Source organism: Ancylobacter aquaticus (genome assembly GCF_004339465.1).
In the GTDB taxonomy this organism is placed as follows: domain Bacteria; phylum Pseudomonadota; class Alphaproteobacteria; order Rhizobiales; family Xanthobacteraceae; genus Ancylobacter; species Ancylobacter aquaticus.
On record NZ_SMFY01000001.1, the window covers coordinates 233,608 to 247,448 of the forward strand.

Annotated in this window: 13 protein-coding genes; 8 read left to right on the forward strand and 5 right to left on the reverse strand. The window is 64.8% G+C overall.

Going from position 1 to position 13,841, the window contains the following annotated elements:
* Nucleotide 1 precedes the first annotated feature (1 nt).
* The 3 genes from EV667_RS01215 to EV667_RS22810 all read left to right on the forward strand — a co-directional run bounded on the left by EV667_RS01215 (nt 2) and on the right by EV667_RS22810 (nt 1,722).
* Entirely contained in the window at nt 2-454 is a 453-nt protein-coding gene (locus EV667_RS01215; protein WP_245515924.1) for a carboxymuconolactone decarboxylase family protein, read from the forward strand.
* A gap of 3 nt (nt 455-457) precedes the next feature.
* Nucleotides 458-1,237 (forward strand): precorrin-6A synthase (deacetylating), encoded by a 780-nt coding sequence (gene cobF / locus EV667_RS01220; protein ID WP_131833522.1) that lies wholly within the window; start codon nt 458-460, stop codon nt 1,235-1,237.
* A gap of 137 nt (nt 1,238-1,374) precedes the next feature.
* Entirely contained in the window at nt 1,375-1,722 is a 348-nt protein-coding gene (locus EV667_RS22810; RefSeq protein WP_245515925.1) for a hypothetical protein, read from the forward strand.
* 80 nt (nt 1,723-1,802) lie between these two features.
* Here EV667_RS22810 and EV667_RS01230 read toward each other — a convergent pair whose 3' ends face one another.
* Nucleotides 1,803-3,776: an ATP-binding protein gene (locus tag EV667_RS01230; RefSeq protein WP_131833523.1), complete on the reverse strand. Its 1,974-nt coding sequence runs from the start codon at nt 3,774-3,776 to the stop codon at nt 1,803-1,805.
* A 444-nt stretch (nt 3,777-4,220) separates the two neighbouring features.
* Between EV667_RS01230 and rpsA the strand changes: the two genes are divergently transcribed.
* Nucleotides 4,221-5,927, forward strand: coding sequence for a 30S ribosomal protein S1 (rpsA, locus tag EV667_RS01235; RefSeq protein WP_131833524.1), 1,707 nt, complete (start codon nt 4,221-4,223; stop codon nt 5,925-5,927).
* Nucleotides 5,928-6,016: 89 nt separating this feature from the next.
* Here rpsA and EV667_RS01240 read toward each other — a convergent pair whose 3' ends face one another.
* Nucleotides 6,017-6,916: a DMT family transporter gene (locus tag EV667_RS01240; protein ID WP_131833525.1), complete on the reverse strand. Its 900-nt coding sequence runs from the start codon at nt 6,914-6,916 to the stop codon at nt 6,017-6,019.
* A gap of 114 nt (nt 6,917-7,030) precedes the next feature.
* Between EV667_RS01240 and EV667_RS01245 the strand changes: the two genes are divergently transcribed.
* A complete protein-coding gene (locus tag EV667_RS01245) occupies nt 7,031-7,858 on the forward strand; it encodes an ArsR/SmtB family transcription factor (RefSeq protein WP_245515926.1) in 828 nt (275 codons plus the stop codon).
* Between the two features lie 57 nt (nt 7,859-7,915).
* Nucleotides 7,916-8,479 (forward strand): YqhA family protein, encoded by a 564-nt coding sequence (locus tag EV667_RS01250; protein WP_245515927.1) that lies wholly within the window; start codon nt 7,916-7,918, stop codon nt 8,477-8,479.
* 10 nt (nt 8,480-8,489) lie between these two features.
* Here the strand turns inward: EV667_RS01250 and EV667_RS01255 are convergent, their stop codons facing one another.
* Nucleotides 8,490-9,059 carry a sugar O-acetyltransferase gene (locus tag EV667_RS01255; RefSeq protein ID WP_131833526.1) on the reverse strand — a complete coding sequence of 190 codons (570 nt, stop codon included), beginning with the start codon at nt 9,057-9,059 and terminating at the stop codon, nt 8,490-8,492.
* A gap of 78 nt (nt 9,060-9,137) precedes the next feature.
* A complete protein-coding gene (gene hemH / locus EV667_RS01260; RefSeq protein WP_131833527.1) occupies nt 9,138-10,223 on the reverse strand; it encodes a ferrochelatase in 1,086 nt (361 codons plus the stop codon).
* Nucleotides 10,224-10,406: 183 nt separating this feature from the next.
* On the opposite strand from hemH, the gene EV667_RS01265 reads away from it, so the two are divergent.
* Nucleotides 10,407-11,213 (forward strand): pyrroline-5-carboxylate reductase family protein, encoded by an 807-nt coding sequence (locus EV667_RS01265; protein ID WP_131833528.1) that lies wholly within the window; start codon nt 10,407-10,409, stop codon nt 11,211-11,213.
* Between the two features lie 385 nt (nt 11,214-11,598).
* Nucleotides 11,599-12,183 carry a hypothetical protein gene (locus tag EV667_RS01270; protein WP_131833529.1) on the forward strand — a complete coding sequence of 195 codons (585 nt, stop codon included), beginning with the start codon at nt 11,599-11,601 and terminating at the stop codon, nt 12,181-12,183.
* A 76-nt stretch (nt 12,184-12,259) separates the two neighbouring features.
* On the opposite strand, the gene EV667_RS01275 is transcribed toward EV667_RS01270, so the two are convergent.
* Nucleotides 12,260-13,687, reverse strand: a complete 1,428-nt coding sequence (locus EV667_RS01275) for a homospermidine synthase (RefSeq protein WP_131833530.1) — start codon at nt 13,685-13,687, stop codon at nt 12,260-12,262.
* Nucleotides 13,688-13,841: the final 154 nt, after the last annotated feature.

Genomic DNA, 13,841 nt, shown 5'->3' on the forward strand with positions numbered 1-13,841 from the left:
TATGAGAGAGGGCGATGAGGTGAACGATCAGGTCGATCCGGCCAAACAGGCCACCCCCGCCGCCGGCGACGACCGCCTCATTCGGGGACAGGCCCGGCTCGCGGAAATCACCGGTCGTACCGGTGCCGACGTTATGGCGGCGCTGGGCGAGGTGGCGCCGGATTTCGCCCGCTACATCTTCGAGTTCGGCTATGGCGACGTCTATTCGCGCCCCGGACTGGACCTTCGCACGCGCATGCTCTCCACCGTCGCCGGGCTGGTGTGCCTGGGTCATGCGGCGCGGGAGCTGGAGGTGCATATCGGCTCGGCGCTGAATGTGGGGGCCACGCGCGAGGAGGTGGTGGAGGTCATCATGCAGATGGCGCTCTATGCCGGCTTCCCCGCCGCGCTGGACGCGCTGATGATTGCCAAGACGGTTTTCGCCGCGCGCGGCCTCACCCCGCCGGCGCCCTGAGCCATGCGCGCCGTGCTGGTCATCGGCATCGGCATGGGCGCGCCCGACGGGCTGACCTTCCGCGCCGTGGAAGCGCTCGGCCAGGCGGATGTGTTCTTCCTGCTCGACAAATCGGAGGGTGCGGGCGACTTGGTGACGGCCAGGCAGGCGCTGATCGCCCGCTTCGGCAAACCCAGCCACCGCGTGGTGCGCGCCCCCAGCCCGAAGCGCGCCCCCGCGCCGCTCGACACCGCGCGAAAAACCTATGAGGGCGCGGTGGCGGACTGGCACGACGCCCGCGCGCACCTGCTGGCCGGGCTGATCGCGACCGAGCTGGCGGAGGACGAGACCGGCGCTCTGCTCGTCTGGGGCGACCCCATGCTCTATGATTCCACCTTGAGGGTGCTGGAGCGGGCGCAGGGGCAGGCCGACTTCAATATCGAGGTTTTTCCAGGGGTTACGGCGCTCCAGATGCTGTGCGCGGCGCACGCCATCCCGCTCAACGCCATTGGCGAGGAGGTCGCGCTCACCACCGGGCGCAATGTGGCGGCGGCCACCCCGCAAGCGCGCGCCTTCGCCGTGCTGCTCGACGACGGGTCGGGTCTGGCGGCGCTGATGGCGCGCGGCTTTGACGGGCATATCTGGTGGGGCGCCAATCTCGGCACGGCGGGCGAAGTGCTCCTGGCGGGCCGGCTTGGCGAGGTGGGCCCGGCGATCCCGGAGGCGCGGGCGCGGGTGAAGGCGGCGCGCGGCTGGGTGATGGATGTGTGGCTGGCACGGGTGGCGCCCGGCGGGCCCGGCTGAGGCGGCGGGCGGCCGGAGAGGCGGCGAGCCCCGCGTCTGACGCAGGGCTCGCGGGCCGGAAAGCGGCAGTTTTCGAGCTTCGGCGGCGGCGTTTTCGCGCGCATAATCCGCGCCAGCCCACCATCGAGGAGCCCCTTATGGCCGCCGAATCCGCCATCCCCGAGGTCGCCGGCAGCCGGGCGCGACACCCCGATGCCCCCGCCGGCACGCTGCAGACTGTGCTGCATTCTCAAGCTGCAGAACGGGCCTTTCAGGCTGCAGAGGAGCCCGCAGCCCGGGGACAGGCTGCCGCTTCCGCGCTGGACTGGCTGGCCGCCCCCACGACCCACCCGGAAGAGATGAAGGCGGCCTACGAGGTCCGCTTCGGCCCCCTGCGCCTGTCCGGCGGCGCCCGCATGACCCCCGCCGCCGTCATCGCTGCCGGCGTGTGCACCGGGATCATCCTGCTGGGGGTGGCGGTGGTGATCCGGGCGGGGCGGCGGTGAGGGGGCTTCTCCGGACTGGGGGCGGACCGCACCGAAGCCCCGCCCGCCTAGCGCCCGCTCACTCGAAGACGTCTCGCAATTCAGGTAAGTCCGATTCGCTCAAAGAACGCTCGGTTACGAGATTTAGCCGAATGAAGCACATCTTTGAAAGACGAAATTTCGATAAATATCGAATATGATGGATCCCAGCAATAATAACTATTTGAACCAGCTCGTCGATGAAATGATCCTAGATCTTTCATGACAGATTTCAAAGTTGGCGTCATATCCGCGATTATGTGACACATAAACGGCGTCGTTTGATCTATAGCCCGAAGAGGAGATCCATCAAATCGAACCGCTTGACCGGCATCGCGCATGTCATCAACGTATTTGCGAACTTGCGTAATTGGGTTATTTGCCAAACTATAATTGTCAATTTTCGGCCGCTTAAACTCGATTATTGTAATCGGCGTAGACGTGTCGTCATTTTGAAAAGCAAGACCCAAATCAAATACGGAAATATCTGGGCGATCATCCGGGCGAGTTGGGGCATCAACTTGTTTTCGAAGCTTAATATCAGAGTTAAAATATGAATAAAATGCCAAACGATCGTCTACAATCCACAAATTGTGATCTTCATATTCAAGCTCATCTGTAGTCGATTTCAGAGGGCATATTATGTCATGTAATATATCTTCATATTCAGAAGACTGTTTTTCTACATCTTTAAATTTTAAACTGTCTTCGAACACTTCCAGTATCAATTTACGTTTCATCACATATTCAGCCAATGACGAAAGAGATTCAGCCTTTAGGCCGGATACGTATTCCGCAGCTTTTATATGAATATCCGGAAGTTTTTTCTGTAGTGATTTCCTAAACCCATTCTTTCGGCGCTCGTATGCGCGTAGAGATTGCCTAGACAGTTCTACGTATATCTCTTCTTTCGATTGAGTTGCGTAGTGCAAGGAGTCCGCGACAGTTTTAGGGTCGCTTGCGATGCTCAAAAATCTAGGATGTTCAATGCGTAGAGCCGCGACAACATTCGTTTGTCGGTCGCGAATATCCTTTAATTCGGCAGCTAAAAATGTGTGAACTATAGCTTTTGATTTGTCGACAATATCGGATATGCTTTCGTCTGAAATTGAAAATTCAGTCCGTGTCTCGTTGACGCTATCGTCCAAAGCGTCAGATTCGACGTATCCGAGAAATGCGTATTTTCCATCTATTGCTTTGAGGCCGAGCACGGCGTCCATGTCAAAACGTTTAACAGCCCTACCGTTGGCCCCTAGATAAAGTGCATTAGTGCTCTTTTCATCATCCGAAATGGCTTTCGGCAATAAGAAGCAATGAACAGTAAATTGCGTTGAGCCAGCATCGGTGTCGATACTGAAACTAAAATCCTGATCTCTCTCCGTTGACAACGTGAACTGATCGAATAGATCGATTACATTATCATTATCAATGACGGTAATTTTGGGTTGGCTTATATTTATAAAGTAACTTATAAAATGTGCCAAAACGCGATTAGCAATAGTTGACGCCTTCTTCGGTATCTGAGAGGCGTACTCTATTTTGTACGGATATAAATTAACTGACGTTCCAATATTAGACGGATGACTGTCAATTTTACGAAGAAAACCATAAAGTGGATCGTCGATACAGAAATCAAAATCAACTGTAGTTATTTTGTCTTCGTTGATAAATGTACTTTTTATATGAGCTTTCTCTAGTACTTTTAGCCAAAGAAGGCGACCGACACCTTTCCCGCCGATCGTTGCTTTCGTCTGAGAGTCCATTCGAGTGAACGAGCTGATATTGGACGGAGTGAATCCAATACCATTGTCGTCGATCCTGAATCCAATACAATTTTCATCTTGACGTATAATTGTAATATCAATTATACCATTTGAAATATGATCTTTTCCAAATCTCTCTTCTACGGCATGAATTGAGTTCATTACTGCTTCGAAGAGCGGATATAAGGTGTTTTTGGCACTTGGTGCCAAAGAGATGTTTCGCACCCTTCCAGCAGGATCGCTTTGCCAGTTCGAGGCCGGGTTCTTTTCCACGAGTTCTCTTTCTGCAATTTAGTTACAAGAGAATGCACACGGATGAAGGGCAAGGCAATGTGGGAGCGGAGTTCATCCCCCCGCCCTTGCCCTTCGGCTCCCCTTGCGCTATTTCACGCGCTGGTCCGGGCCACCCTCTTTTCGAGGCGGTTCATCGGGAGGGCCGGAGGCGCGGGATGCGCGCTCTCCGTGCTTGGAGGCCTGTCCTCCGATCCTGCCTCGCGGCGTGCCCCGGACAGTTCGGCGTTTCCGTGCGTGACGGCTCCATCTGAGGGGCCGCGCCCGGGCGGCGCCGCGTAAAAAAGCTTTCAAAGCCTTGTCCCCCACGGCCAGCGCGCCGGGTTCGCTCCTTGAGCGGACAGCGCCGGGCCTGCCAGTCCCGGCGCCCGTGGAGGAGAAGGCTCATTCAACCCAATCCGGCGCAGATCCTGGCAAGGAGCTTATATGTCCGCTACTCAAACGCTTGCCGCCGCACGTGACGATTTCGCCGCCATGCTCGAAGCGAGCTTCGGTGAATCGGAGCTCGCCGAAGGTTCGGTCGTCAAAGGTATCGTCGTCGCGATCGAGAAGGATCTCGCGATCATCGATATCGGCCTGAAGACCGAAGGCCGCGTGGCACTAAAGGAATTTGCCGGCCCCGGCCGCGACCAGGAAATCAAGGTCGGCGACGAGGTCGAGGTCTATCTCGAGCGCGTCGAGAACGCGCTGGGCGAAGCCGTCCTCTCGCGCGACAAGGCCCGCCGCGAAGAGAGCTGGGTCCGCCTCGAGAAGGCGTTCAACGCCACCGAGAAGGTCACCGGCGTGATCTTCAACCAGGTCAAGGGCGGCTTCACCGTCGACCTCGACGGCGCCGTGGCGTTCCTGCCGCGCTCCCAGGTGGACATCCGCCCGATCCGCGATGTCGGCCCGCTGATGCACAACCCGCAGCCCTTCCAGATCCTCAAGATGGACCGCCGCCGCGGCAACATCGTCGTGTCGCGCCGCACCGTGCTGGAAGAGACCCGCGCCGAGCAGCGCCACGAGCTGGTGCAGAATCTCGAAGAGGGCCAGGTCATCGACGGCGTGGTCAAGAACATCACCGATTACGGTGCGTTCGTGGACCTCGGCGGCATTGACGGCCTGCTGCACGTCACCGACATCGCCTGGCGCCGCGTGAACCACCCGACCGAGGTGCTCTCCATCGGCCAGACGGTCAAGGTGAAGATCATCAAGATCAACCACGAGACCCACCGCATCTCGCTCGGCATGAAGCAGCTGCTCGGCGATCCGTGGGAGGGCATCGAGGCCAAGTACCCGGTCGAGGCCCGCTTCAAGGGTCGCGTCACCAACATCACCGACTACGGCGCGTTCGTGGAACTGGAGCCGGGCATCGAAGGCCTGATCCACGTCTCCGAGATGAGCTGGACCAAGAAGAACGTCCACCCCGGCAAGATCGTCGCCACCTCGCAGGAAGTGGAAGTGGCGATCCTCGAGGTCGACCCGGTCAAGCGCCGCATCTCGCTCGGCCTCAAGCAGACGCTGCAGAACCCCTGGGACGCCTTCGCCGAGAAGTATCCGGCGGGCGCCACGGTCGAGGGCGAGGTCAAGAACAAGACCGAGTTCGGCCTGTTCCTGGGCCTCGACGGCGACGTCGACGGCATGGTCCACCTGTCGGATCTCGACTGGAACCGTCCCGGCGAGCAGGTGATCGAGGAGTTCAAGAAGGGCGACATGATCAAGGCGGTCGTTCTCGACGTGGATGTCGAGAAGGAGCGCATCTCGCTCGGCGTGAAGCAGCTCGGCGGCGACCCCTTCCAGGATTCCGGCGAGCTCCGCAAGGGCGCGATCGTCACCTGCGAAGTGATCGACGTGAAGGATGGCGGCGTCGATGTGAAGATCATCGGCTCGGACATGACCGCCTTCGTCAAGCGCTCGGAACTGGCCCGCGACCGCGGCGACCAGCGTCCGGACCGCTTCGCCGTCGGCGAGAAGTTCGATGCCCGCGTCACCCTGTTCGACCGCAAGGCGCGCAAGGTGCAGGTCTCGATCAAGGCGCTCGAAATCGCCGAGGAAAAGGAAGCCGTGGCCCAGTTCGGCTCGCAGGATTCCGGTGCCTCGCTCGGCGACATCCTCGGTGCCGCGCTGAAGAAGCAGGCCGAGAAGACGGATTGATCCGTCTTCGTTCAGCCGCCTGACGGCTGATCGAAAATGACAGAAGCGGCCGGCGTGGCGACACGCCGGCCGTTTTGTTTTGCGGGAGCTCAGCGTGAGCGCCCCGGCACCGTCATGGCTGCCACGCCGATCACCACCGCGATGAGCCCGAGCCAGGCGGTGGGCGCCAGCGCCTCGCCGAGGAACACGACGCTGATGCCGACGCCGATCGGCACCCGGACATAGGCCTGCGCCGTGGCGCCCACCGGGCCGAGCGTGCGCAGCAGGCGGAAATACAGCACGAAGGCCGCCGCCGTGCAGGCCAGCGCCAGCGCGACCAGCGCCGCCAGCGAGGCGGGCGAGGGCGAAAGCGTCCATGGCTGGTCGACCACCAGTGCCAGCGGCGCCAGCAACGCGGTGCCGCACAGAAGCGAGCCGCAGGCCGGCAGCATCGGATCGAGCCCGGCGAAACGCGCGCCGAACAGCGCCGCGCCGGCATAGCAGGCGGTGGCGAGGAGGATGGCGAGCGGCGCCAGCAGCGCTGACGGCGTCGCGAGGGCCTCCGCATTAAGCGCCTGCGTGCCCACCACGAGGCCGGCGCCCACCAGCCCGCAGGCGACGCCCACCAGCCGCAGCACCCCGCCGGAGGAATGCCGGCCGGTAGCTGCCGCCATCAGGAAGGCGAAGATCGGCGTGGTGGCATTGAGAATGACGGCCAGCCCGGCGCCGAGCCGCGTTTCCGCCCAGGCGATGAGGGTGAACGGCACCGCACTGTTGAGGCACGCCTGGATGAGGAAGGCGCGCCACGTCGCCCGGTTCGCCGGCAGGCGCAGGCCGCGCCCGCGCAGCACGCCATAGAGCACCGCGCCCGCCAGCGCCGTGCGGGCGGCGATAAAGGTGAGCGGGGGGATCGTCTCCACGCCGATCTTGATGAAGCTGTAGGAGGCGCCCCACAGCGTCGACAACAGCAGCAGCAGGGCAAGTTCGACCGCGAGGCGGGGCTTTTCCATGGGGCATCCGGCATGAGGGGGCCCCTGTCTAGCCGACCGCGCTGCGCCGATGTTTCGGCCGTGGCCGAAGCGTTGGCGGCTGACGCACGCGGCGCCTGCGCCTAGAGTGGCTGGATGAACCACCCGGTGTCCCGCGCCACGGCCGCCCTGCCCTTTGCCTCGGGCGCCCGCATCGCCGAGATCGCGGCGCTGCTGGGCGACCCCGCGCGCGCCAACATGCTGCTGGCGCTGATGGGCGGCCAGGCGCTGACCGCGGGGGAACTGGCGCGCCATGCCGGGGTGAGCGCGCCGACCACCAGCGGGCATCTGGCGAAGCTGGGGGCGGCCGGCGTGGTGGCGGCGCGGGCGCAGGGGCGGCACCGCTACTACCGGCTGGCCTCGCCCGAGATCGCCGAGGTGCTGCACGCGCTGATGGTGGCCGCGACAGCAGGCCCACCCCGTCATCGCCCGCCCGGCCCGCGCGATGGCGCGCTGCGCCTCGCCCGCAGCTGCTACGACCATCTTGCCGGGCGGCTGGCGGTGGCGCTGCTCGCCGCGCTGGAGGCGCGGGGACATATGCGCCTCTCGGGCGAGGGCGACGCCGCCGAGCCGACGCCGCAGGGGCGGGCGTTTCTGGCCGATTTCGGCCTCGCTCTCGATGGGCAAGGCCAAACTTCCCGCCAAACCTCCCGCCGCCCGCTGTGCCGTACCTGCCTCGACTGGAGCGAGCGGCGCCCGCACCTCTCCGGCCGGCTCGGCGCCGGCCTGCTGGAGCGGCTGCTCATCCTCGGCTGGCTCGTCCGCGTGCCGGGAAGCCGCGCCCTCACCCTCACCCGCGCCGGCGAAGCCGGCCTGATCGCCACCTTCCACCTGCCGCCCGACTGGCGGGAGGGGGAGAAGGCGGCGTCGCATCCGGAGGCAACGGCCGGCATCGCGTTTGATGGTGTCACTTTCCTCCGCTAATCTCGATGTTCATCCGGCGCTTCCCGCGCCCCGGATGCCAGCGCGGAGGCGCGGAGCATGATGTCAGACCCGCCGCGCGACGCTTCTCCGGTGTCAGCGCCCGCGACTTCGGGCTGGGTTGGCCGGCAGATCGTGCGGGTGGTGCTGCTCAGCCGCTGGGCGATGGTGCCGCTGTTTCTCGGCCTGTCGCTCGGGCTGGTGCTGCTGGTCATTGCCTTCGCGCTGCGGCTTTGGAACTTTGCGTTCCTGCTTCCCAGCCTGACCGAGACGGCGGTCATTATGGAACTGCTCACCCTGATAGACATCGTGCTGGTGGGCGGGCTGATGGTCATCATCATCCAGTCCGGCTACGAGAATTTCGTCGAGCAGATCGACCGCCGCCACGCCCCGGATTCGCCGGCCTGGATGATGCGGATCAGCTTTTCCGGGCTGAAACTGAAGCTGTTCGCCTCGCTGATGGCGATCTCGGCCATCACCTTGCTCAAGGCGCTGATGCGGCTGGAGACCGATGTGAGCGAGACGCAGGTGCGCTGGCTGATGGCGGCGAGCGTGCTGTTCCTCGCCGCCTATGCGGTGCTGGCCTTCACCGACCGTTTCGCCGGCACTGCGCGCGACGACTAGGGCGCGAGGATCAGCGCGCCGCCCGCACCCGCGCCGGATTGCCCACCGCCGTCGCCCCGGCCGGGATGTCCTTGGTGACCACGGCGCCCGCGCCGATCACCGCATCGTCGCCGATGGTGACGCCCGGCAGGATGACGGCCTTGCCGCCGATCCACACATTGCGGCCGATCGTGACCGGGCGGCCGAATTCCAGGCCGGCGCGCCGCACCTCCGGGTCGCGCGGGTGGTCGGCGGTGTAGATGTGGGTGCCCGGGCCGATCTCCGTGCCGTCGCCGATATGCACCGCCACCACGTCGAGGATCACGCAGTCGAAATTGAGAAAGACGCCGGTGCCGAGGTGGATGTTGAAGCCGTAATCGCAATGGAAGGGCGGGCGGAGGCCGGTGCGCTCGCCCACCGAGCCGAGCCCCTCGCGCAGCAGCGCGCGGCGCTCCTCGCGCGAGAGGGTGAGTGACGCGTTGAACCGCGCCAGCCAGGCGAAGTTGGCGCGCTGGGCCGCCTGGATCTCCGGGTCGCCGGCCCGGTAAAGCTCGCCGGCCAGCATTTTTTGCAGTTCGGTGCGGGGGGCGGGTTCGGTCATGCGCGGCTCTCGTCGGGAGGGGTGGCCCTCTGCATCCGCGAAGGCCGTCGGTAAGGTCTCGACTAAACGTTACGCCCCTTACAGCTCCACCCAGCCCTTCAGCTCGCGCGTCACCACCGCTTCCAGCACGTTGATGCCGCCGGGTGAGTCGTTGAGGCAGGGGATGAAGTGGAACTTTTCGCCGCCATTATGGTGGAAGATCTCGGCGTTCTCGCCGGCGATTTCCTCCATCGTCTCCAGGCAGTCGGCCACGAAGCCGGGGGTGAGCACAGCGAGGCGCTTGACGCCGGATTTCGCCAGCGCCTCGATCGTCTTGTCGGTGTAGGGCTGCAGCCATTCGGCGGCGCCGAAGCGTGACTGGAAGGTGAGGCGCAGCTTGCCCTCGGGCCAGCCGAGGCGCTCGCGCACCAGCCGCGTGGTCTTGTAGCAATAGCAGTGATAGGGGTCGCCCTTGTCGAAATATTCCTTCGGGATGCCGTGGAACGAGGCGAGCACCAGCTCCGGCTCCCAGTCCAGCGTGGCGAGTTCCGTGGTGATGGAGTTGGCCAGCGCCTCGATATAGGCCGGCTCGTCCGGCCAGTGCGGGGCGACGCGCAGTACCGGCTGCCAGCGCATCTTCTTCAGCGCGTCGAAGGCGGCGTCGCACACGGTGGCCGAGGTCGCGGCGGCATATTGCGGGTAGAGCGGCACCAGCAGCAGCCGCTCGCAGCCCTGTGCCTGCAGCGCCTCGATGCGCGAGGCGATGGACGGGTTGCCGTAGCGCATCGCCCAGTCGAAGACGAGCCGGTCGCTGCGCACGCCGAGCGCGGCGGCGAGCTTTTCCGACTGCGCCCGGGTGATGGTGCGCAGCGGGCCCTCGTTGCGCTCATTGTTCCAGATGGTCGCGTAATCCTTGCCCTTGGCCTGCGGCCGGCGGGACAGGATGATGACGTTGAGGATGAACCACCACAGAACACGGTTGACCTCGATCACCCGGCGGTCGGAGAGGAACTCCTTGAGATAGCGCCGCATCGACCAGTAGTCGGTGCCATCGGGGGTGCCGAGATTGACGATGAGCACGCCGATCTTGCCATGGGCGACAGGGGGATGGCCGGCGGGCAACCCGCCATCGGGCGAGGGGTGGAGCGCGACGTGCGCCGCGTCCACCGGAACAGGCTTGGTCATCGGTACTCCCTCGACAGATCGCTGCCGGCAGCTTCTGCCGTGCTTATAGGTGGACCGGCGGCGCATTCCAACCGGATGCATGTCGCAGGCGCACGCTCCGGCCCGCCCGGCGGCCCGCACGGCTTCCGGCCGGGATGTTGTACGCTGCCCGGCGCGCCGGGGTTCACGGCGGAAGGGGGCGACATGGACAAAATTCACGGCACATTGGGTCTGGTGGGCTGCGCCCAGCTTGGCGCGGCGATCGGCGGGGCACTGCTGCGGGCGGGGACGGTGGAGCCGACGCGGATGTGGATCGCCAACCGTTCCGGCCCTGTCGCCGCCCTTGCTGGGTTTTCCGGGCTGAACTGGACACGCGATGTGCAGACGCTGGCGGATCGCTGCGACACGCTCCTCCTCGCCCTGCCACCCGCCACCGGGCGTCCACTGCGCTTCGAGGGGGCGGGGCGGCTGGTGGTCTCGGTCATGGCCGGGGTGAGCGTGGAGCAACTGGCGCTCATCAGCGGCGGGGCGCGGGTGGTGCGGGCGATGTCGTCGCCCGCCGCCGCCATCGGCATGGCCTATTCCCCCTTTTTCGCCGGCGCCGGGGTGACCGAGGCCGACCGGGCATTGGTGCGAACGCTGTTCTCCGCCTGCGGGATCACCGACGAGGTGCCGGCGGAGGGCCAGATCGACGTGTTCACCGCCATCACCGGCCCGGTGCCGGGCTTCGTCGCCGCCTTTGCCGCGAGCGTGCAGGACTATGCGCAGGCGCAGGGCGTCGACGCGGAGGTGGCGCGGCGGGCGGTCGGCCAGCTGTTCCACGCCGCCGGCGCGCTGCTGGCGCAGTCCGACAGGCCGGCGGCGGACTTCGTGCAGGAGATGGTGGACTATGCCGGCACCACGGCCGCCGGGCTGGAGGCGCTGCGCGCCGCCGGCCTTGCCGATGTCATCGCACAGGGGCTGGAAGCCGCGCGCCAGCGCTGCCTGACCATCGGCCGGCCGCTGGGGTGAGGCGTCGGGGGGACGGTGTGACGGGTGGGAGAAATAGGGGCCGCGCAAAGATTATTTCAACCAAAGGCTGCATCATGCTATTCTCGGCCGGGACGATGAGGGCCAAGCATCATGCGCCGATTATTCCTGATTTCGTTGTGTTTAATCGGCTTTTCGCCAGCCGGTTCCGCCCAGGAGACGGGCGCCGCCGCCAATGCGGTTAACACAGCTCAAGATTGCAATTGCGATCCTCCGAAGCCCGCGTTGGAGATCGCATTGTGTAAAGTTACATGCCGCCCCCCGGTGACGCCATCCGATCCTCTAAAGGGTTTAAACCCCTCCATCATGGTGCCGAACGCAGCGGAGCGGCTGGACCTTCGCGGACAGGTTGAGTGAGGGGCGGGCCATGCAACTCCTGACCTTGTCGATGCTGAACGTTCTTCTCACGGCGATCGCCGTATCCGGAGTCCTGGCGCTCCTGTGCTTCCTGCTGGCCCGCGCGCTCGGCTACACCCGGAACGGAGCCGCGTTGCTGGTTTGCGCGGCGGCGTTCGCCCTGCTGGGGTTCGTGACCGGCTCGATCATGGGGCACAGCCGCACGCCTGCGGTGAACGCCGTTCTGCCGGCGGCGCTCGCCTTCCTCGGCGGCACGCTCGCCTACCTGATCGGCACAAAGGGTGTTCGCGAACAGGTTGGAACGGCAGGCTTCGTGCTGTGCTTCGCCTTCAGTCTTTTTATCGGCACCCATTTCGGGGCGCGGATGCGCTTCGACTTCGACAGTGCGCTAGCCGCTCCCAATGTCGCGCGCGACCGCCAGCTCGACATCGAGGCCGCGCAGCATATTGTCGACCTCCAGCGCATGGTCAATGCGGCCGAGCTGCTGGCCCTTCTGGACGGGGTGGCGAAAGATAAGGGCATAGATCCCGTTCAGCTCCGCGCCATGTCGCTGCGCGAGCGCTTGGCGGCGAAAGCCACTTCGACCGCGCCCTGACCAACGCCGACGGCCGGACGGAAAGGCGGCACGCGGGAGCGGCCGCCGCTCGGTGCCGCCCCGCCTGTCGATAGGCTCACCGCACCAGAACGTTGCGGAACAGCCAGGGGTCTGAGGGGTCGATATCCTCGGGGAACAGGCCGGGGCGGCCGTCCAGCGGGGTCCAGTCGGTGTAATAGCCCTTCACCGTGCCGAGATAGGGCTTCTGGATTTCCAGGCAGCGGCGGTAGTCCATCTCGTCGGTCTCGACGATGCCGGCCTCGGGGTTCTCCAGCGCCCACACCATGCCGGCAAGCACGGCGGAGGTCACCTGCAGCCCGGTCGCGTTCTGGTAGGGGGCGAGCTGGCGGGTTTCCTCGATGGTGAGCTGAGAGCCGTACCAATAGGCGTTCCGGGCATGGCCGAAGAGCAGCACGCCCAGTTCGTCGCACCCGTCCACCACCTCGTTCTCGTCGAGGATCGTCCATTCGCCGTCGAACCGGCCCTCATTGCCGAACGTCTCGTGCCAGGACAGCAGCGCGTCGTTGCAGGGATGGTAGGCATAGTGGCAGGTCGGGCGGTAGGCGACCTGGGCGCCGTTGCGGACGGTGAAATAGTCGGCGATCGAGATCGACTCGTTATGGGTGACGAGGAAGCCGTGCTGCGGGCCCAGCGTCGGGCACCAGGTGCGGACCTTGGTGGCCGCGCCGGCCTGCATCAGGTAGATCGCCGCGCTGGAGCCGAAATTATGGGTGTGGGCGTTCTCCGGCATCCAGGTCTCGTGCGTGCCCCAGCCGAGCTCGGCCGGCTGCAGCCCCTCGGAGACGAAGCCTTCCACCGACCAGGTGTTGACGAAGATGCCGAAGGGGCGCGGGTCGCGGGCACGCTGGGTGTCGCGCTCGGCGATGTGAATGCCCTTGACGCCGACCCGGCTCATCAGCGCCGCCCAGCCCTCGCGGCTGGTCGGCTCCTCGAAAGCAAGGCCGGTATCGCTGGCGATGTCGACCAGCGCCTGCTTGACGAACCAGGACACCATGCCCGGATTGGCGCCGCAGCAGGACACGGCGGTCGGCCCGCCGGGGCTGGCGCGCTTGGCCTTGAGCATGGATTCGCGCAGCGCATAGTTGGAGCGGCTGGCGGCGGTGGCGTCCTTGTCGAAATAGAAGCCGAGCCAGGGCTCGACCACGGTGTCGATGTAGAGCGCGCCGCATTCGCGGGCGAGCGTCATCATGTCGACCGAGCCGGTGTCGACCGAGAGGTTGATGACAAAGCCGCGCCCGCCGGTGGTGAGCAGCGGGGTGAGGGTGTCGCGGTAGTTCTCCCGCGTGATCGCCATCTGGACGAAGCGGATGCCGCGCTCGTCCAGCAGGGCGCGGTGGTCGTCCACCGGGTCGATGACGGTCAACCGTTCCTTGTCGAAATCGAAGTGCCGCTCCAGGAGAGGCAGGATGCCGCGCCCGATCGAGCCGAAGCCGATGAGCACGAGGGGACCGTCGATTTTTCCGTAGACCGGCCAGACTGACATTCGCGGGGACACTCCTTTGGTTCCAAAAGGGGGATGATGCGGGCGCACCATGGGGCGCCGCAGCCTGCCGCGTCAATGGTGACGGGGGCGTGACGGGGGGCGGGGAGGAGAGATGGTGAGAGGCCGGCCTTCCGGCCGGCACCTCGGCATGACG